Raw genomic sequence first — 18295 nt, 5'->3', positions numbered from 1 at the left:
CCTCCTTAATCCCAGGCCGTGAGCGGTTTGATCGTGGCCGGTTTCGAGTCGAGCTCCGGCAACGTGACCCAAACGCCAGCAGGCAGGATCGGGCCGTGTTCGGCCAGGGTCTGGTTGAGTGTCCACAGGGCCTCTTCGGCTGTGTCATCACTGCGCCCGGTTTCGCGGTAGAGCAGCAGATTCACTGAATCACCGGCCACGCTTCGTACCTTACGCATTGTTGAACTCCGTTAATCCGACCACCCACTTGATCACCATCGCGGTGCCGTCATCGATGACCTCGCTCTGGTTCTCGTCGATGCTGTTGATCCGCCACAGACCCCAGTTGCGCCCGATACCGTCAATCAACGGCAGCGGCACACGCTGTGCCTGAAGTGCGCGTAACTCATCGAGTCGATCCATGGCCACGGCATACATCGAGGTGCCGCTGATGGTCAGCGATTCCGCTTTCTGCCCGGTCTGACTGGACTTGGGTTTGCTGGTCAGGATCTGGATGTCGCTCCAGCCACCGTCGGACTTTCGCGCCAGCGTGCTGTAGGCGAAGTTGCGCGACAGGCCGAAGATGAAACTGCCCAGAGCCATTTGTTGTTTCATCAGTCGACTCCATCGGTGAGGGCTGCGTCACGGCGGGTGGCGAGGGGGTTGTTTGTCAGCAACGGCAGGAACTGCCCGTGGAATTGCCCGCTCAGTTGTTGGCCGATGATCGTACGAATCTGCTCGGCAGTATCTGGCGCCGGACAGGTGACCTGGATCAGTGGGGAGAAGGTGACTTGCTGGTTTTGCGTCTGCGCGCTCGGCAGTTCTTTGGCAACCTCTGCCGGCGGGGCGAGTTGGTTCGGTGCAGGCGTCGCGAGTTTTTCACCCAATGCGCTTCCCCACTGATTGCCATAGTAGGTGCCAGCTGCTCCGCCAACCCCTCCACCGACAAGTGCCCCGGCAGGACCGGCGAAAGCCCCCAGGAAGGCACCAACGCGCGCCCCCAGGTAATTTCCAGCAACCCCACCCACCAGGCCGCCCGCTCCTCTAGCTGTTTGTTTGCCATCGGCATCGAGCAAGCCGTTGACCACGTCCATACCGGAGTCGAGCATCATCAACGGCATACTCAGAGGGCCAGCTACACGACCGATACGGGCACCTTGACTGACCAGACTTCGGCCTGGACCGGATGTCAGGTATTTAGCTCGGTCAAGCGCAACGGATCCCAGAGTCTTGGCATTGTTAAGCCCAGCGGAACCCCAAGTCTTGGCATTGTTCAGCGCAACGCCCCCCCAAGCCTTCGCACCGTTAAGCGCTGCGGAACCCCAGGATATGGCAGTTGTGCCGACGAACTTGAGGTTGTCGATAGTGGATGTCGTTCCTCTAATGCCCTTGGCCAGCATCGACCCAGCGACCTGCACGCCCTTGATACCGGCAATACTCAAAATCAACGTCCGCGCGAGCTCCGGTGACTCTTCAGCCATGCTGCTCAAGCCATCGGTCGCCCACGCCATCACCCCCGTGAGCCTGTCAAAATCAGGCAGCACAGCAGCGCCAGCGGAGCTAAGGAGACGATCTTTCTGAGCGGTGAAAATGTTCCAGCCCGTTTGCGACGTATCCGACAGCTTCAGCGCAGCCTGATTGACTGCTCCGCCCTCCTCGCCTCGCGCCGAGGATGCGTACTGCTGTTTATCTTTGACGAGATCAAATGCACCTCGCACATCAGCGCTGCGCTCGAGCATTTTCACAACCGGCTGGTCGATCGAAAAAAGCGTCATCGCCAGGCTGGCTTGCTGCTCGGGGGATTTTGTCTTCAGCGCTTCAAGCACCTTGAGAATCGCGCCGGGGGCGTCCCCTTGCATCTGCGCAGCGAGGGCCTTTGGATCGAGGTCAAGTTGAGCGATCACCGCTTTCTGACTAACTGATGCGTTGTCGCCCAACGCCAGCGTCGTGGTGATCCTCTCCAGTGCCACTCCGGCGTCAGCCCTGTTGACGTTGACATTGAGCATTGCCGCAGCAAAAGCCGCAGTCTGTTCGGGACTCAGCCCCGCACCTTTTGCCGAAGCGCCGTAGTTGCTGAGGATCGAACCAATGTCAGCCACCGTGGCACTCAATCGGCTTCCCAGCACGCTGGTGGCATCGGCGAGGTCGAGGGTCTTGGCTCGGTCGAGCCCCATTGAGGTGCGCCAGCCGATCAGCAGATCCGCAACATCCGGCGCCTTCATCTCAAAGGCTGTGGCCGTGATGCCAGTGTCTCGGGTGAAATCACTGAGGTCTTTTTGCCGGGCGGCTTCAGTCTTCTGATCGCTACCAACCCCACCTTTGTTACCGGCATACATCACGCCTGCCAGATCCAGCACCGTGGTACCGCCGGCTGCCACTTTGCGCTCGGCGGCCATTTTCTCCAACGACACCCGCAACGCATCGCGTTGATCGCCCTCAACGCCTGCAACCCGTCCCAGTCGCGCCATCGTGCTATCAAGGTTGATCGCTGGCTGCAGGTATTTGAAAGGTTGCGTTGCGCCATTGACGCCTGACGGTTTCGACTCAGCTCCCACGGCCGCGCTGCCCGCTAGTGCTGGCCGGTCATTGAGAGACTGTTGCAGCGAGCGCTGTGAAAGCAGCACAGCGTGTATCGATCCCAACACATCCCTGAGCTGAACCTGCTCGGCGGTCAGATTTCGCAATTCGCTGGTGGCATCGGCCAGCGCCAGGCTTAGCCCGGCAACACTGCCGTCAAAGTTCGAAGCAGGTGTTGCGGCTCCTGCTGACATCGTCGGAGCCATCAAGGCGGCAGTCTTGCTGGCCGTGCTCAATGCCCGGGTTTCTTGATTGACCTCAGCGAACGTCAACGCATAGTTATCATCTGCCATGCCGCTCTACTCCTGTTTCACGCCAAGGCGAGTGATCGCTATGTCGTAGCGGCGCAACGCCTTTTCGGCGTCCCATTCCAGAATCTCCGCTTCACTTACCGGGTAAATGAGCGGGACGATATCGAGGATTACTTCGATGTCGCGTTCCGAAAGTAGGCCGCCGGCTGGTTTAAAAAATCGTCGATGCGCACCTGCAATTGGGTCCAGTCAGGGACGCTCAGTTGGGCCAGATCGGGGATCATCAGACCGGTGCAGTGGGCAGTGATGAACTCGGCGCGTTCTTTGGCCGTTTTCAGTTTCTTCATCACTTTGGTGGCGCGCAGTGCGGGCATTTCCAGCGACAGCGAGGTCACGGTGCGGCCGGTCACGGCGAGCGGTTGCAGCAGTTGCACTTCGTCAGGATCGTCGGACTTTTCCGCGTCCTCGACCTGCTCCAGAAAGTACGACGCCGGACGGGTCGACATCTCGTGCACGTACTGAGCGATGCTCACGTAGTCCGGGCGTTTCAGCTGGTCGAGTTCCTTGACCGACAGGCCGGTGGCGAGCAGCGCCAGTTCGAAGAACTGATCGTCTTCATCATCGCCGGCGCGTTCCAGCGCTTCTTTTTGCGCGGCGTAGAACAGCGGCTTTAGCTGGATCTGCTCGATCTGCGCGCCGTCGTCACCGGTGATCGGCGACAGCAGGTCATGCTTGGGTGGCATCCACGACATGTATGAATTCCTTGGTGATTCTTGAGGGGGTGTAGCAATCCCCTTGTAGGAGTGAGCCTGCTCGCGATGGCGGTCTTTCAGGCACATTGATGTTGAATGTGCTGGCCTCATCGCGAGCAGGCTCACTCCTACAGGGTTTGGGGTGTATCGAGGGTTACGGCATCAGCACCGCACGGCGCGCATCACCAAGGATGTCGACGCCGTTAAGCACGAACTTCTGGGTGCGTACGTCGATGTCGATCACCGGGATGCCGTTTTCCAGACGGTTGTAGGTGCGGCAGGAGAAGTCCAGCGTCGTCAGGGCTTTGCCGCCCATTTTGATTGCGTCTTCACCCATGGTTTTGAGCTTGCCGCCGATGGTGTGATAGGTAAACCAGGTGTTGCCGTCCTGATCCTGACCGGCTTCACGCACGTTCAGCAGAATGTCGTCGCCCAATTTCACACCCATGGCGAGCAACACTTCGGCGCCCGTGCCCTGCAGCTTGATCTGAGCATTCAGCGGCTTGGCACTCTTGGCCATTTCCTCAACGATGAAGCGCCCGCCCGTCATGTTTTCCATGTCGAAATCGATTTTCGGCGGGGTGAATTCCTCCACGGTCGCCGACAGCGGCAGGCCCTGCAGGGTGGCCGCGATGGCCTGTCTTACGCGGTTGGTAAACATTAGAGAACGTCCTCCAGGAACTGCTCGATGATTTCATCGCGGGCGTTGAGTTGATAAACCATGTGTTCGTTCGGCGCGTAGCGGCCGTAGTCGATGACCACGTACCAGGTGCCGTTCTTGTACTTCTCGACGCTGTTGAGTTCCGGGTGCAGGTACACGCTGCCGCCAGGAATGGTTTCGTCGGCGACCAAGGTCTGCAGCCAGTCGTTGATGCGCTTGACCTCCTGATCCATGAACGACTTGGTCAGGTTCTTGGCCATGGCTTTCTGACCGGCCTTGACCAGCTTGCGGCTGATCGCATCTTCGAGGCCGACGTAGCTGATGAACTTGCCGGTGATCGAGCGGTTACCCAGCAGCGAGAAGCCGCCGAGCACAGTGCGGGCGTAGTAGCTCACGCCGTAACGGTTGAGCAGATCGCCTTCTGTGGAGGTGTCGAGGATGTTGTATTCAACGACCCGGGACACGTCTTCGGCGTAGGTCACCTGGTTGCCCGGGCTCTCCCACTGCTTGACCTTGGCCAGCGCGGCAATCGCCAGGCTGGACGGCGCGAGGAACACGTTTTTCTTCGCGGCTTTCGAGTACACGGCGGGCATGTTGTGCACCACCAGGCAACGGTCAAAGCCTAGATCGGCGCCGCCCAGTTCCTGGCTGTAAGTCACTTGATCTGCGACCGAGGCATCCTTGCCGTCCAGCACCACACGGGCCTTGATGCGCTTGCCGAACGAGGCGAACTCGCTGGCCACCGCTTTGGTGCCGGTGAAGCCTGGCGCGCCGATGATGGTCAGGTCTTCTGGGACACTGCCCAGTGCCGCCAGACCGAGCTTGCGGCCGGTGGTTGGATCGACACCGCCGATCACTGCGTTGACGGTGTCGGCCGGGGTCGCGCCCGCTTCGACGATCACCACGTACACTGGCACCTTGACCACTTTGAGGATCTGGTAAACCGCGTGATACAGCGTGCCTTCTTCAGCGCCGGTCGGATCGAGCAGCGCGTGGGTGGTGAAGCTGTTGATGCGGAACGGTGCGTTGCGCGGAATCAGCGGATCGGCTTTCGGCGCAGTGCCGACCAGACCGATGACGTTGTCACCCAGGCCACCCATGGCCTCGGGGGATTCAGTGGCATTGACGGTAATGCCGTTGTGCTCGAAGTTCAAAACCTCAGCCATGGTTAGTCAGCCTTCTTGGCAGCGGCCTTTTTGGCCTGGGTGGTAGGTGTTTTCAGTTCCAGTCGACCGGCGGTGTGCAAGGCACTGGCCTCGACGTCGAGCAGATCAAGGTCTTGACCGACGCTCGACCAATGCCCACCGCCGGTGGGGAATGGGACGAGCACGGTGTAGGTTTGGCGGGTTGCCATTTTTCGTTTCTCCATAAACGGGAAAGCCCCTCTTGGGGAGGGGCTTTGGCGGGTGTTGATTTGTTTTAAGCGGACAAGAAAACGCCCCGGGGTGCGGGGCGTTTATTGAAGAGCCTCAAGTATCCATGACGGAATGACAGGCCGATGTTCAGCAAGGGGAAACTCTTGCCCCTCTGGCCAGCTACGGAGCCGGCTGCGAAATACCTGCAATTCGGCATATTGCTCTGAGCTCAGCGTTGTCGTAATGCCTTGTTCTTGCTCATCACGGTGACGCGCTACCAAATTGTCCGTTTGCAATAACTTGTTATCGCGCCAGCCTCGTTCGGATGTAGCCAGCGCCTCTTCAGATAAACTCGGCCCATCTACCATTTGAGGCAATCCCTCTGCGCCTGGCCTTACGACCTTTCCAGCCGGAAGCGGTTGGGCAAAAAGATTTCGATAGATTTCATCGGCAATCGATAGCGCGTCTGGGGGAATCTCGCTATGGAATCCCTTGAGATAGACCCCGCCTGTTGCTGCTGAATAAAGGTACTTTCCCATGATCAATTTCCTATTGCGATGTATGAAAGCACGGGGGTATTACCTGTTACACCGCACGCATACATCCAGAGAGCGCCAACGTTAGTTCTGTTTTCAAGTGATGTATTAGTAAATGTATTCGCCGTAATTCCGGTCGCGATACCGGTTGTCGTGGCAAATACACCATTTGGAAATGCGATGGGCCATGTTACCGGTGTAGCGAGAAAGTTATTCACGCTGCTGTAAGTAGCCCCTTTCACTTGCCCCCACTGAATGATCAAACCACCGAGCCAATTCGGCAACGCGATATAACCGTTTACAGCCAAGCTGATTGCAAACCCTCGACGCAATTTTTTGGGCGTGACAATTGTAGAGTCGTCAGTCCCTTCTACCGTTTGAGTTTGGGTGGCAACCTTCGCCGTACCCTGATTGGTTTCCGATGCTTGCTGCGCGAGAACGGTCAGCGGTGCGATGTCGATGCTTCCCTGATTGACCGGCGCGTTCCAGGCTTTGATGCACCACATCACTGCCAGGTTTCGCGGACGTGTCACACCATAGTGCGCCTGAGCAAAAAGGGAGGTTCCTGGGACATTCACTCCGCTTGCCGTGTAAACACCGACTCCGGAATAGTCAGCCATCACCGGAATGTCCCAGCCCAGACCAGTTCGATTGGCACTGATCCCATTGAGCCCATGAACCTCAGCACCATTGTCGTCGTTACCGTAGAGCAGTGAGCCTTTCTGATAGCTGCCAACTGCGCGACCTGCATCTACTCCTCGGCCATGATCCCAACCACGCAGGAACTCACCGCGCGACTCCGGCAAGCGGAAGTTACCCGCCCCCTCGTTACCCTTGTTGTAAGTGGTACCGAGAAAATCCGCCAGATCCGGATAAGTCGCAATGCTCTGAACACTGCCATCCAGTTCCAGATAACCCGGCGCGACGATCCCCGTCGGGAATGCCAGAACGGCGCCCACCGGAACCGCGGATTTGAGTCGTTCGACTTCCTTCGCCAATGCGGCGACGTCGATGGTTCCCTGATTGATCGGGGCGTTCCAGGCTTTGATGCACCACATGACGGCGATGTTGCGCGGCCTCACAACTCCGCCATCCGCCAGTATCGATGAGGTTACAACTCCCGAAGTCGTGTACGTCCTGGCTACCCCAGGGTAATCGGTGGCTATGAATACATCGGCCTGCGCGGCCGCTACCGATGCCTGCACAACCTCGACCGTGAGGTTCGGATTCGGGTTGCTGTCAAAAGTAGTTACCGTCCCCTTTTGGGTGGAGCCAACCACGCGGCCAGCGTCTACGCCTCGCCCATGATCCCAACCGCGCAAAAACTCCCCGCGCGCCTCAGGCAAACGGAAGTTCCCAACCCCCTCATCCCCCTTGTTGAACTTGCCACCCAGATAAGCGCTCAAGTCCGGGTAAGTCGCACTACTCTTGACGCTGTTATCCAGCTCAAGAAAACCCGGCGGCGGGGCGTCAACTGGAAACGCGACAATCGAACCCACAGGCAACGCCGATGCCTTGGCAATCAACGCTTCGACTTCAGCCTTGGTGTAGGAATCCTTGATCCCGAACCCGGCCAGCGTTTCAGGATTGGCCCCGGCAGTCGCCCGACCATACTCATCAACGGTCAGACTCTTGTAAGTGCCGGCAGCAATCCCTGTGCGCCCCGCCAACATCTTGAACGTCAGCGCAGTAGTGCCAAGGGTAATCGGCGCATTCGTGGTCAGGTGCCACAGCGAATCACCGTTGGCCGTACCCTCCTCCACCATGACCGTCAGGCCTGGCGTGACCTTGGCGCTGGTATTGGCATCAGTCGCCCGCACCCAGTCGCCATTGGCGACGATCCACAGGCCGTTGTCCTTGGCCAGGGTCTGGTTCGCCAGCAGCACGCGGTCACCGGCAATCACGGCGACACCGTCAATTTGCTGCGCACCGTTCAGCACGATGTTGGAGGATGCCGCGACGCGCACCGATTGCTTGCCATCGAGTTTGCCGAGTTCTTCGGCGAGGTAACTCATGACCCAGGCACGTGTGGCCTTGACCACCGTGTCGTCGATCAACAGCGTCACCAAGGACGCATTGCTGGTCTCGAAAATCGAACGAATGTAAAACTCTTTGCCCGAGCCCGACGAGGCCAGCACCGGTTTGAATGACTCCGGATATTTGACGATGGCGTAGAGAATGCCGGTGTCAGTCCACAGCCCGGCCTCTCGCACATACCAGCCGCCAACATCGGGCGGAATGGTCACTTCGGCGAGCAGCCAGCTCGGATTCCTCTCGTCCTGGAACAGCGCATTGAGCGGCCCGCGCCAGACTTCGCGTTTCAGCGCGGTGGCGGTTGCGGCCGGGTTGTAGACCGAGCCGCCGCCGTCGCCGACGGAAATCTGCGTCAACTTGATCGGCGTGCCCGCGGCCTTGCACGCCGTTTCGTAGGCAATCCCTGCGTTGGTGAGCAGGGTGTAATAGTCAGCCATTCAGGCCCCCTGAGGATAAATAGTGGATGTTTCGACGGTGTACATCGCGGCGGCCATGAACGCCTCGCCAGAGGTTTCGAGCCCTTCGATGAACACTGGATAAACCGTGGTCAGCTCACCGCAGAAAGTCGCGGCGGCGATGCAATGGCTGCCGAATGCGCTCAAGCCAACCGTTACCGAAAGAATGTCTCGCTCGCTCTTGGCATCGGCCAGGCGTCGGTCGAGACGGGCATCGATTTCTGCGCTGTAGGGTTGGTCGCTGAACGCGCGCACGGAGAAGCTGTAAGGCATACCGGGCGGCGTCTGTTCGTACCAGGCGCGTACTTCGGGGCGCAGTTGCAAACCCTTGGCCGCGTTCTCCAGCGCCTTGCGAGTGCCGGCCTGCCGCGCGGTGGGCCAGGCCAGTTCGACGGTCAGGCGCTTCTCCGCTTCCGGCGCGCTGGTGCTCCATTCGGCGACGCCGCGATCCGCCGCCAGATACGGCAGAAACGCCACCGGCGTTTCGCTCGGGTTCATCAGTTCGGGGAACGGCGGCGCGATGCGATCAAGCAGTGCGCCGAAGCCCAGATCCAGCCCGCGCTCGAGTGCCGAGCTGTTGGCCGGCAGCAACGTCGGGCTATGCGTTGGCTCACTCATAACGTCAGCACCTCGACCTCGACCGCCGTGCAGTACGGCGCCTCGAAGGCGCTGGTGATGATCGGCTCCAGCGGTTCAAGAATCTGCAGTTGCACGGCGCCAGCACTGTGCAACGTGTAGTCGATCCAGCTCGGGTCGACCCGTCCTTCCAGGCGATGGCAACTGTCGGCGTAGGCCTGCAATTGCTGTTGCGCGGCGACTTTGGTCAGGCCCGAATCGGGACCGGAATTGATCTTGGCCACGACACGAATCTTGTAGCGCTGAATGTCGGCTGCCTTGACCGTGACCAGATCGGTTTCCGGTCGCACATCAGGGCGGGCGAAGTGCTGACGAACGCCATCCAGCAACGCTGCAGACGGAGTGCCATCGCCGTCTCGCGACAACACCGTGACCTGCACTTCGCCCGGCGCAGTACGCCGACCGTTGCCGTCCTTGACCTGTGCCGCAAGGCCATCAGGGTTGAAGGTGTAGGTGACACTCACCACGCCAGCATCGCTGGATTCGACCTTCACCGTTGGCCGTTCACCGAGGGTGAATACCTCGCGGCGATACTGCATTCGCGAGCCCGCTGCCGGGGCATGCGGCGCCAGGTAATAGCGCAGCCGGGCGTCGTCGTCGCTTTCATAAATTGGTGGTACCGGCGGGAATGCCGCAGGGTCACCCGCATCGAGCAACTGCCTTTCAAGGCCCATGTCCGCCAGCCGTGCATCGAGGTTGCTGCCGGTCGCCCACCACGCCAGCATCTGCTTGATACGGGCGTTGTATTTGCGTTCGTGGGTTTGCAGGCGCACGCAGAAAGCTTCCAGCGCGAGGGTCAGCAATTCGCTTTCGTTATCGAGGCTGGTCTTGAGTTTCGCCGCGCTGTCCGGCGCCCGGGTGCCGACGTATTCGACAACGAAGGTCTTGAACTCGGCAAGCAAGTCTTCGAAGGCGTCGACAGTGATCAGCGCCGGTTCGGCCAATTGGTTCTGGCCGGGGATCAACATGCTCATGTCACGACCTCGAATGTCTGTTGACGGTTTTTCCAGGTGCCGGCGAAACGCAGCAGCAGACCGGCGCCCTGACGGCTGGCGACGATCACGCTCGGCTGAAAATCGCTGATCCCGTTCTGCGCGTTGTAGAACGCCTGAGCCGCGTGGCTCTGGGCCAGAAGCAGAACGTCGTCACCGAGGTTCTGCCCCAGCAGCGTGGGGATCAGCGAGCCATAAAGGGGCCTTTTTTGCCGGGTGCCCAGCGGCGTGGTCAGGGCCCGGGTCGCGCGCTGCACAAACTGCAGCCAGTCGTCGACCGTGGCCCCGGAGTCTCTATCGATTCCGATCATGGGAAGCTCTTGATTCAGGGGCTGATGACGCGGCCCTGGTGATCCACCAACGGGCCGCTGAAGTGCACGCCCGAGGCGTCGATGCTCAGGCCGACGCCGCCCAGTTGCAGGCTGATCAGCTGTGGCGTCATCGTCAGTTGTGCCGGGCCGATGCTCAGTGCAAGCGATTCGCGAGAACCGGTGAAAGCTGCCGGGCCGTTCTGCCAGTGCAGAATGTGTGTGGCGTCGTCGTAGCCGCTTTCACTGCCATCAACGTGCACCCGGCGCGTCAGCGTCGGTACCGTTGCCGTCGGTGGAAAGCGGTCACTGTTCAAACCAAACAACGCCACGCTTTGCGCGCCACTTTCACCGCTGCCGTAGTTGAATAGCAGGCACTGCTCGCCCACGCTTGGAACCCGCGACTCGCTCTGCGCTCCGGCGCTGGGGTTGAAGAACTTGATCGACGGCGTGAGCAATCCTCCGTGGCTGACTTGGCAGGTGTTGCTCGCGGCATCGACTGCCTGACAGACGCCGATGCGACAGAAACTCTCGGCTCGGCGGTGCAGGTCGTCGATTTCCGCTTCCATCTCGGCCAGCCGCTCGATAATCGGCCCCAGTTGTATGCGCAGTAGTGCGTCGAACATCGGTCAGGCCTCCAGCGCGGTGTATTGGTCGGGGTCGTCGATGTCGCTGACTTCCCAGGTACGGGCGAATTTCGGCGTGCCGAGCGGGTCGTCGAGCAAGGTCGGGGCGAGATAGAGGGTCTGGGTGAAAGTCAGGGTCCAAGCCTTGTATTGCTGATCGGCGCGTGTGAGCACTGACGGCAAACCATCAATGTTCATCGGCAGATCACATTGAGCGCCGGGCAGGCTCCAACGGTTGTCGGTGATCAGGTTTTTCAGCACGGCGATCAGATCGCAGGCGGCAAAGGCACTGGCGGAGAGTGCCGGAATGACTTGCAGCGACACCGTCATGACATGAGCAATGCGCCCATCAGCGGAGCGCACTCCCTGTGCATTGCGATCAAAGTCGATCAATGCCCAGGCCTGGGCACCGGGTGTTGTGAAGTCGTCGTGATTGCCAACCTGCAGATTCAGGCCGGCGCTGTTGCGCAGGGTTGTCGCCATCGCCGTGAACAGCTGCGAAGGCTGCTGGATCGGTACGGGCATGCATGACCTCCTTTTCAAATGTCCACGCGCAGCCCCGCCGCATGAGTTGTGCAGCGAGGCAAGAAAGTGTTGAGTTACTGTGGATCGCGCGGCGGGGGAACTTCGCAGACGCCAATACGCTTGGCGGCCCAGCGTTCGTAAAGACCGATGGCCACGTCGGCACCGGCCATGGCGGTCAGGCAACCGAAGGCACCAGCGGCCCAGATGGATAGTCCGGCGGCGTACAGCAGCATGATCGCCGAAACGCCGCAGATCATGCAGGCCCCGGAGCGCAGGGCCAGACGCCGCAGCAATGACCAGCCACGGGCGCCCTCCTTGTCGGCGCGCCACATTTCGCCGGACACCCCGCCCACCACCGCAAGGAGGATGACCAGCCAGATCGGCATGTCCGCCAACGCTTGTTGCTCGTTTGTCATGTCACGCCTCCTGGTTCTAGTTGATGAGTGTTGTGTGTTGGGTTCAAGCGATGTCTCTTCAGGTAGGCATTCCAAAAAGCCCGGCGCTGAGGCCGGGCTTTTCAGTAATGCACTCCTTCGCCTTCCTTCAAATCCTGTATCCGAGAAGGAAGCTGACTTTTCGGCGCTACTGGCGCGGTACGAGTCCATTCAAATTGTTTTTCCGACCGCGGTCCCTGCCCGCCGGATAACTGCTCTTGGTGCTTTACGCTGCACACCCGGGTCAGTTGCCAACCCTCTGAACCGTTGAGGCCGGTTCATCGCTGCCTGTTCTTGTGGAACTAAAGAGCTGTTGTTGCCAGCCGCTTTGTCGAGCGGCTTGGTGGCAAGAATATGCATGGATGCATATACAGTCAATGCGTAAATGCATTTATTTATGCACGAGAAATGCACGGACGCATGCAGACCGCATAAATCAAGGCGCCGAGGGTTTTGTTCAGGCGAAAAAAAACCCGCCATGAGGCGGGTTTTATGCGAAGGGGAGTACCTATCGAGCGTACATGCCCCACCAGAAGACGTGACCAAGGATGACGATCTGCTCGTCCTGCATATCCTGGAAGCTGTAGTCCTCGTCCGGATGTTCATCGCGGTTGAAGCTGCGCAGACGGATGCCGGTCGGCAGACGATAGAGCTGCTTCACGCGCAACTGACCGTTGTGGTTGATCGCGTACAGATCGCCATCGATGATATCGCCAATGCCGCACTTGCCGGCATTGACTCCGACCGTGGCGCCGTCACGCAACACCGGCATCATGCTGTTACCGCGCACCGTCACGCATTTGGCCTGGTCGAACTGCACACCGTTGTGGCGCAGGCTGCGCTTGCCGAAGCGCAGGCTAGAGCGTTCGCTCTCTTCGATGACGAATCTTCCTGATCCAGCAGCCAATTCAACCTCACGAAGAAAGGGCACCGACACCTCGTCGTCATCGACAGGGGTATCGTCGTCCCACAGGCTTATGTCCTTGAGTTCCGCATGCACGTCATCGCGCGCGCCACCGGTCGCGATCGCGACATCGGCGCGGCCACGCAATTGATCGGTGCTCACATTGAAGTATTCGGCGATCTTCGAGATATGTTTATCCGAAGGATCGACGATCTTCCCGCTGAGAATCCGCGAGAGCGTTGATTGAGGCACGCCGGTGCGACGGTGGAGCTCCGTGGGGGAGATCCCGTGCTGGTCGAGCAGTGCTCTTAAGACGGAGGATACGTTGCGTTTTTGCATAACGCGCATAGTGCTTGAAGTTTTTTCCGAAGACAAATGCTGATTTGCATAAATCGTGCATAAATCACAATTAAACGCAAAAAGTGTCAGCCGGCCGTCATGCCTGCGTCGAGCCGACCGCCCATGGTAACCTTGCGCCCATCGCGGAAAAGCCCGGCGGTTGCCCTCGCTTTTGCCCTACATCATTTAACGAGTTACCTGACAATCCGATGAATAAAGCCGTCTCCGACCTGTCCTCCCACACCCCGATGATGCAGCAGTACTGGCGTCTGAAGAACCAGCACCCGGATCAGCTGATGTTCTATCGCATGGGCGACTTCTACGAGATCTTCTATGAAGACGCGAAGAAGGCGGCCAAGTTGCTCGACATCACTCTGACCGCACGCGGCCAGTCGGCGGGGCAAGCGATTCCGATGTGCGGGATTCCTTACCACGCGGCGGAAGGTTACCTAGCGAAACTGGTCAAGCTCGGCGAGTCGGTAGTGATCTGCGAGCAAGTCGGCGACCCGGCCACCAGCAAGGGCCCGGTAGAACGTCAGGTGGTACGGATCATCACACCGGGCACGGTCAGTGATGAAGCGCTGCTCGATGAACGCCGCGACAACCTGATTGCCGCAGTACTCGGCGACGAGCGTCTGTTCGGTCTGGCGGTGCTGGACATCACCAGCGGCAACTTCACGGTGCTGGAGATCAAGGGCTGGGAAAACCTGCTGGCGGAGCTGGAGCGAGTCAACCCGGTGGAACTGCTGATCCCGGACGATTGGCCGAAAGACCTGCCAGCGGAAAAACGCCGTGGTGTGCGTCGTCGCGCGCCGTGGGATTTCGAGCGTGATTCGGCGCTGAAAAGTCTCTGCCAGCAGTTTTCCACACAAGACCTGAAAGGCTTCGGTTGCGAAACCCTGACCCTGGCCATCGGCGCGGCCGGTTGCCTGCTGGCCTACGCCAAGGAAACCCAGCGCACCGCCCTGCCCCATCTGCGCAGCCTGCGCCATGAGCGTCTGGACGACACCGTGGTGCTCGACGGCGCGAGCCGCCGCAACCTCGAACTCGACACTAACCTGGCTGGTGGTCGCGACAACACCCTGCAATCGGTGGTTGATCGCTGCCAGACCGCCATGGGCAGCCGTTTGCTGACCCGTTGGCTGAACCGTCCGCTGCGCGATCTGACCGTGCTGCTGGCGCGCCAGACCTCGATCACTTGTTTGCTCGACGGCTATCGCTTCGAAAAGCTGCAGCCGCAGCTCAAGGAAATCGGCGACATCGAGCGGATTCTGGCGCGGATCGGCCTGCGCAATGCGCGTCCCCGTGACCTCGCTCGCCTGCGCGATGCTCTCGGTGCCTTGCCGCAACTGCAAGTGGCAATGACCGACCTCGAAGCGCCGCACCTGCAACGCCTGGCGACCACCACCAGCACCTACCCGGAACTGGCGGCGCTGCTGGAAAAAGCCATCATCGACAACCCGCCAGCGGTGATCCGCGACGGCGGCGTGCTGAAAACCGGTTACGACAGCGAACTCGACGAGTTGCAATCGCTGAGCGAAAACGCCGGCCAGTTCCTTATCGATCTGGAAGCCCGAGAAAAGGCCCGCACCGGTCTGGCCAACCTGAAAGTCGGCTACAACCGCATTCACGGCTACTTCATCGAACTGCCGAGCAAGCAGGCGGAATCGGCTCCGGCAGACTACATCCGTCGCCAGACGCTCAAGGGCGCCGAGCGTTTCATCACGCCCGAGTTGAAAGAATTCGAAGACAAGGCGCTCTCGGCCAAGAGCCGTGCCCTCGCTCGCGAGAAAATGCTCTACGAGGCGCTGCTGGAAGACCTGATCAGCCAGTTGCCACCGCTGCAGGACACTGCCGGCGCATTGGCCGAGCTGGACGTGCTGAGCAACCTCGCCGAACGTGCGCTGAACCTTGACCTGAACTGCCCGCGCTTCGTCAGCGAGCCGTGCATGCGCATCACCCAAGGGCGTCACCCGGTGGTCGAGCAGGTGCTGACTACGCCGTTCGTGGCCAATGACCTGAGCCTGGATGACAACACCCGGATGCTGGTGATCACCGGCCCGAACATGGGTGGTAAATCCACCTACATGCGCCAAACCGCATTGATCGTGCTGCTGGCGCATATCGGCAGCTTCGTGCCGGCGGCCAGTTGCGAGTTGTCGCTGGTGGACCGGATCTTCACCCGAATCGGTTCCAGCGATGACCTGGCCGGTGGCCGTTCGACCTTCATGGTCGAGATGAGCGAAACCGCCAACATCCTGCACAACGCCACCGAGCGCAGTCTGGTGCTGATGGACGAAGTTGGACGCGGCACCAGCACCTTCGACGGTCTGTCGCTGGCATGGGCAGCGGCTGAGCGTCTGGCGCACCTGCGTGCCTATACTCTATTCGCTACGCACTATTTCGAACTGACTGTGCTGCCGGAAGCCGAACCTTTGGTGGCTAACGTGCACCTCAACGCCACCGAGCACAACGAGCGCATCGTGTTCCTGCACCATGTGTTGCCGGGGCCTGCCAGCCAGAGCTACGGCCTGGCGGTGGCGCAACTGGCGGGCGTGCCGAGTGAAGTGATCGTGCGCGCCCGCGAGCACCTGAGCCGACTGGAAGACACCGCATTGCCGCATGAAGCGCCCAAGCCTGCCGTCAAAGGCAAACCGGCGGTCCCGCAGCAGAGCGACATGTTTGCCAGCCTGCCGCATCCAGTGCTCGATGAGTTGGCGAAAGTGGATCTCGATGACCTGACCCCGCGTCGAGCGCTCGAATTGTTATATGCACTTAAGAACCGGATCTAAGCAGCAAAGAACCGGATATAACGCAAACGGCTTCAAGCTGTTAGAATCTCGCGCGGTTTGGGATGCTGCTGGCTAATAGCCTGGCTGGCAGACATCGCTCCCGAACCTGGCGACCCCAACCGTGAAGGGGCTACGCTGCCGCCGCCTGAGGAGAAAATTAGAAATGACCTTCGTCGTCACCGACAACTGCATCAAGTGCAAGTACACCGACTGCGTAGAAGTCTGTCCGGTGGACTGCTTTTACGAAGGCCCGAACTTCCTGGTGATTCACCCGGACGAGTGCATCGACTGCGCCCTGTGCGAACCGGAATGCCCGGCCGTCGCGATTTTCTCTGAGGACGAAGTTCCGGAGGATATGCAGGAGTTCATTCAACTGAACGTTGAATTGGCTGAAATCTGGCCGAACATCACCGAGAAGAAAGAATCGCTGCCGGATGCCGAAGAGTGGGATGGCGTCAAAGGCAAGATCAAAGACCTCGAACGCTGATCTGTCGCGCGTTACCAAAAGGCCCCTTGCGGGCCTTTTTGCTTTTTCGGATTTTACTTTTCTACAGGCAAAAAAAGGGGCGGTATGACCCGCCCACATTTTTCCCTATTCCCTGTATTCCTTTTCATCGTCCTGATGAATCGCGTCCTGCGATGTCCGTTCCCCTCTTCCCTGAAGGGCGTGTCTGTCCGTCGACACAGTGCTGATACTAGAGAGTTCCCTGCCGAGAGCAATCGGCCCGGCGGGATGAAAATCGCTGTAATAAGCACTTCATATTAAAAAATAAGCATATAAATCAATTGGTTAAATACGACTCTCGGCAGTAGTCGACGTCTACCGTCCTGCAAAAATGGGGAACGCTTACGAAAGAGTAAGCCAAGGCTTACACCGCAAGACTACAAACGATGGAAATGCTGACCATTTGTCCGGCAATGAACTTTGTGGCGAGGGAGCTTGCTCCCGCTTGAGTGCGCAGCGCTCATGAACCTTTAGGGTTGCTGCGCAACCCGGCGGGAGCAAGCTCCCTCGCCACAGACAGTCATCAGCCAATATCCGAGCAATAAAAAAGCCCCGAACCAGTCGGGGCTTCTTGCGGCAGGCGTGTGAGGCGCTTACTGAAACAGCGACTCGCTCGACAGGCCATTCTTCTCGAGGATTTCGCGAAGGCGCTTGAGGCCTTCCACCTGGATCTGCCGCACCCGTTCCCGGGTCAGGCCGATCTCCAGGCCTACGTCTTCCAGCGTGCTGCTCTCATGGCCGCGCAGGCCGAAGCGGCGTACGACCACCTCGCGCTGCTTGTCGGTCAGTTCCGAGAGCCATTGATCGATGCTCTGCGACAGGTCGTCATCCTGCAGCAGTTCACATGGATCGGTCGGACGGTCATCCGTCAGGGTGTCCAGCAGGGTTTTATCCGAATCCGGACCCAGCGAGACGTCGACCGAAGAAACCCGCTCGTTCAGGCCGAGCATGCGCTTGACCTCGCCCACCGGTTTTTCCAGCAGGTTGGCGATTTCTTCAGGTGAAGGTTCGTGATCGAGCTTTTGCGTCAGCTCCCGTGCCGCCCGCAGGTACACGTTGAGCTCCTTGACCACATGGATCGGCAACCGGATCGTCCGGGTCTGATTCATGATCGCGCGCTCGATGGTCTGACGAATCCACCAGGTCGCGTAGGTCGAGAAGCGGAAGCCGCGCTCGGGATCGAACTTTTCCACTGCGCGGATCAGGCCGAGATTACCCTCTTCGATCAGATCCAGCAGCGACAGCCCCCGATTGACGTAACGCCGGGCGATCTTCACGACCAGCCGCAGGTTACTTTCAATCATGCGCTTGCGCCCGGCAGGGTCGCCACTTTGCGACAGACGCGCAAAATGAACTTCTTCCTCCGGGGAGAGCAGTGGTGAAAAGCCGATTTCGTTGAGATACAGCTGCGTGGCATCGAGTGCCCGAGTGTAGTCGATGTACTTGTGTTGTTTAAGTGAAGCGGATTGTCTGGATTTGGAACGAACGGAAGGTGGAGCAGCCCCTTCATCATTCGACATCGAAGATTCCGAATCGATGCCGGCCTCCATAAGGAGAACCTCATCGTCGATGTCAAACTCCGGCACTTCTTTACTGAGAGCCATTGTTATAGTCCTTTGGTGAGTTCGACCCCA

General features: G+C 59.4%; 19 protein-coding genes. 2 read left to right on the top strand and 17 right to left on the bottom strand.

Translation table 11 applies throughout. The annotated features are described in order from the left end of the window. Positions 1-5: 5 nt before the first annotated feature. From KCG87_RS09700 to KCG87_RS09625, 16 genes are all read right to left on the bottom strand, one after another. A complete protein-coding gene (locus tag KCG87_RS09700) occupies positions 6-218 on the bottom strand; it encodes a tail protein X (protein ID WP_210558066.1) in 213 nt (70 codons plus the stop codon). Next, positions 211-594 carry a phage tail protein gene (locus tag KCG87_RS09695; RefSeq protein ID WP_047601251.1) on the bottom strand — a complete coding sequence of 128 codons (384 nt, stop codon included), beginning with the start codon at positions 592-594 and terminating at the stop codon, positions 211-213. The genes KCG87_RS09700 and KCG87_RS09695 overlap by 8 nt, the downstream gene beginning before the upstream one ends. Then, positions 594-2849 (bottom strand): phage tail tape measure protein, encoded by a 2256-nt coding sequence (locus tag KCG87_RS09690; RefSeq protein WP_134785555.1) that lies wholly within the window; start codon positions 2847-2849, stop codon positions 594-596. Before KCG87_RS09690 ends, KCG87_RS09695 begins: the two co-directional genes overlap by 1 nt. A 128-nt stretch (positions 2850-2977) precedes the next feature. After that, entirely contained in the window at positions 2978-3559 is a 582-nt protein-coding gene (locus tag KCG87_RS09685) for a phage tail assembly protein (RefSeq protein ID WP_027611060.1), read from the bottom strand. A 154-nt stretch (positions 3560-3713) separates the two neighbouring features. Beyond that, positions 3714-4220 (bottom strand): phage major tail tube protein, encoded by a 507-nt coding sequence (locus KCG87_RS09680; RefSeq protein WP_007908799.1) that lies wholly within the window; start codon positions 4218-4220, stop codon positions 3714-3716. After that, the gene (locus KCG87_RS09675; protein ID WP_047291938.1) at positions 4220-5386 is read right to left on the bottom strand and encodes a tail protein; all 1167 of its coding nucleotides are present in this window, start codon (positions 5384-5386) and stop codon (positions 4220-4222) included. The genes KCG87_RS09680 and KCG87_RS09675 overlap by 1 nt, the downstream gene beginning before the upstream one ends. A 2-nt stretch (positions 5387-5388) precedes the next feature. Next, positions 5389-5574, bottom strand: a complete 186-nt coding sequence (locus KCG87_RS09670; RefSeq protein WP_003222199.1) for a hypothetical protein — start codon at positions 5572-5574, stop codon at positions 5389-5391. Positions 5575-5676: 102 nt separating this feature from the next. After that, positions 5677-6114, bottom strand: coding sequence for a phage tail protein (locus tag KCG87_RS09665; protein WP_246881720.1), 438 nt, complete (start codon positions 6112-6114; stop codon positions 5677-5679). Between the two features lie 2 nt (positions 6115-6116). Then, positions 6117-8582: a phage tail protein gene (locus KCG87_RS09660; RefSeq protein WP_246881721.1), complete on the bottom strand. Its 2466-nt coding sequence runs from the start codon at positions 8580-8582 to the stop codon at positions 6117-6119. Beyond that, a complete protein-coding gene (locus tag KCG87_RS09655; RefSeq protein ID WP_210558069.1) occupies positions 8583-9218 on the bottom strand; it encodes a phage tail protein I in 636 nt (211 codons plus the stop codon). Continuing rightward, positions 9215-10210: a baseplate J/gp47 family protein gene (locus tag KCG87_RS09650; RefSeq protein WP_210558071.1), complete on the bottom strand. Its 996-nt coding sequence runs from the start codon at positions 10208-10210 to the stop codon at positions 9215-9217. Before KCG87_RS09650 ends, KCG87_RS09655 begins: the two co-directional genes overlap by 4 nt. Continuing rightward, positions 10207-10539 (bottom strand): phage baseplate protein, encoded by a 333-nt coding sequence (locus tag KCG87_RS09645; RefSeq protein ID WP_003222189.1) that lies wholly within the window; start codon positions 10537-10539, stop codon positions 10207-10209. Before KCG87_RS09645 ends, KCG87_RS09650 begins: the two co-directional genes overlap by 4 nt. A 14-nt stretch (positions 10540-10553) precedes the next feature. Next, on the bottom strand, positions 10554-11162 hold the full coding sequence (locus KCG87_RS09640) for a phage baseplate assembly protein V (RefSeq protein ID WP_210558074.1): 609 nt from the start codon (positions 11160-11162) through the stop codon (positions 10554-10556). A gap of 3 nt (positions 11163-11165) precedes the next feature. Then, complete coding sequence (locus KCG87_RS09635) at positions 11166-11687, bottom strand: hypothetical protein (protein WP_210558077.1); 522 nt, start codon at positions 11685-11687, stop codon at positions 11166-11168. A gap of 74 nt (positions 11688-11761) precedes the next feature. Further along, positions 11762-12103, bottom strand: a complete 342-nt coding sequence (locus KCG87_RS09630) for a phage holin family protein (protein ID WP_003222183.1) — start codon at positions 12101-12103, stop codon at positions 11762-11764. A 526-nt stretch (positions 12104-12629) separates the two neighbouring features. Continuing rightward, complete coding sequence (locus KCG87_RS09625; RefSeq protein ID WP_027611049.1) at positions 12630-13364, bottom strand: XRE family transcriptional regulator; 735 nt, start codon at positions 13362-13364, stop codon at positions 12630-12632. 209 nt (positions 13365-13573) lie between these two features. Here KCG87_RS09625 and mutS point away from each other — a divergent pair, with 209 nt between their 5' ends. Both mutS and fdxA read left to right on the top strand, forming a co-directional pair. Continuing rightward, positions 13574-16156 carry a DNA mismatch repair protein MutS gene (gene mutS / locus KCG87_RS09620; RefSeq protein ID WP_027611048.1) on the top strand — a complete coding sequence of 861 codons (2583 nt, stop codon included), beginning with the start codon at positions 13574-13576 and terminating at the stop codon, positions 16154-16156. Between the two features lie 163 nt (positions 16157-16319). After that, the gene (fdxA, locus tag KCG87_RS09615; RefSeq protein ID WP_003222178.1) at positions 16320-16643 is read left to right on the top strand and encodes a ferredoxin FdxA; all 324 of its coding nucleotides are present in this window, start codon (positions 16320-16322) and stop codon (positions 16641-16643) included. 611 nt (positions 16644-17254) lie between these two features. On the opposite strand, the gene rpoS is transcribed toward fdxA, so the two are convergent. After that, positions 17255-18265, bottom strand: a complete 1011-nt coding sequence (gene rpoS / locus KCG87_RS09610) for an RNA polymerase sigma factor RpoS (protein WP_007964304.1) — start codon at positions 18263-18265, stop codon at positions 17255-17257. Positions 18266-18295: the final 30 nt, after the last annotated feature.

This window comes from Pseudomonas sp. MWU347, from assembly GCF_017947305.1.
Lineage (GTDB): Bacteria > Pseudomonadota > Gammaproteobacteria > Pseudomonadales > Pseudomonadaceae > Aquipseudomonas > Aquipseudomonas putida_A.
Note: the sequence above shows the minus strand (reverse complement) of the source record. Positions and strands in the feature narration are given on the sequence as shown.

What these genes read in the sequence shown, in the direction of transcription:
- KCG87_RS09700 (WP_210558066.1), bottom strand. Translation starts at nt 218, where the DNA reads ATGCGTAAGGTACGAAGCGTGGCCGGTGATTCAGTGAATCTGCTGCTC.
- KCG87_RS09695 (WP_047601251.1), bottom strand. Translation starts at nt 594, where the DNA reads ATGAAACAACAAATGGCTCTGGGCAGTTTCATCTTCGGCCTGTCGCGC.
- KCG87_RS09690 (WP_134785555.1), bottom strand. Translation starts at nt 2,849, where the DNA reads ATGGCAGATGATAACTATGCGTTGACGTTCGCTGAGGTCAATCAAGAA.
- KCG87_RS09685 (WP_027611060.1), bottom strand. Translation starts at nt 3,559, where the DNA reads ATGTCGTGGATGCCACCCAAGCATGACCTGCTGTCGCCGATCACCGGT.
- KCG87_RS09680 (WP_007908799.1), bottom strand. Translation starts at nt 4,220, where the DNA reads ATGTTTACCAACCGCGTAAGACAGGCCATCGCGGCCACCCTGCAGGGC.
- KCG87_RS09675 (WP_047291938.1), bottom strand. Translation starts at nt 5,386, where the DNA reads ATGGCTGAGGTTTTGAACTTCGAGCACAACGGCATTACCGTCAATGCC.
- KCG87_RS09670 (WP_003222199.1), bottom strand. Translation starts at nt 5,574, where the DNA reads ATGGCAACCCGCCAAACCTACACCGTGCTCGTCCCATTCCCCACCGGC.
- KCG87_RS09665 (WP_246881720.1), bottom strand. Translation starts at nt 6,114, where the DNA reads ATGGGAAAGTACCTTTATTCAGCAGCAACAGGCGGGGTCTATCTCAAG.
- KCG87_RS09660 (WP_246881721.1), bottom strand. Translation starts at nt 8,582, where the DNA reads ATGGCTGACTATTACACCCTGCTCACCAACGCAGGGATTGCCTACGAA.
- KCG87_RS09655 (WP_210558069.1), bottom strand. Translation starts at nt 9,218, where the DNA reads ATGAGTGAGCCAACGCATAGCCCGACGTTGCTGCCGGCCAACAGCTCG.
- KCG87_RS09650 (WP_210558071.1), bottom strand. Translation starts at nt 10,210, where the DNA reads ATGAGCATGTTGATCCCCGGCCAGAACCAATTGGCCGAACCGGCGCTG.
- KCG87_RS09645 (WP_003222189.1), bottom strand. Translation starts at nt 10,539, where the DNA reads ATGATCGGAATCGATAGAGACTCCGGGGCCACGGTCGACGACTGGCTG.
- KCG87_RS09640 (WP_210558074.1), bottom strand. Translation starts at nt 11,162, where the DNA reads ATGTTCGACGCACTACTGCGCATACAACTGGGGCCGATTATCGAGCGG.
- KCG87_RS09635 (WP_210558077.1), bottom strand. Translation starts at nt 11,687, where the DNA reads ATGCCCGTACCGATCCAGCAGCCTTCGCAGCTGTTCACGGCGATGGCG.
- KCG87_RS09630 (WP_003222183.1), bottom strand. Translation starts at nt 12,103, where the DNA reads ATGACAAACGAGCAACAAGCGTTGGCGGACATGCCGATCTGGCTGGTC.
- KCG87_RS09625 (WP_027611049.1), bottom strand. Translation starts at nt 13,364, where the DNA reads ATGCAAAAACGCAACGTATCCTCCGTCTTAAGAGCACTGCTCGACCAG.
- mutS (WP_027611048.1), top strand. Translation starts at nt 13,574, where the DNA reads ATGAATAAAGCCGTCTCCGACCTGTCCTCCCACACCCCGATGATGCAG.
- fdxA (WP_003222178.1), top strand. Translation starts at nt 16,320, where the DNA reads ATGACCTTCGTCGTCACCGACAACTGCATCAAGTGCAAGTACACCGAC.
- rpoS (WP_007964304.1), bottom strand. Translation starts at nt 18,265, where the DNA reads ATGGCTCTCAGTAAAGAAGTGCCGGAGTTTGACATCGACGATGAGGTT.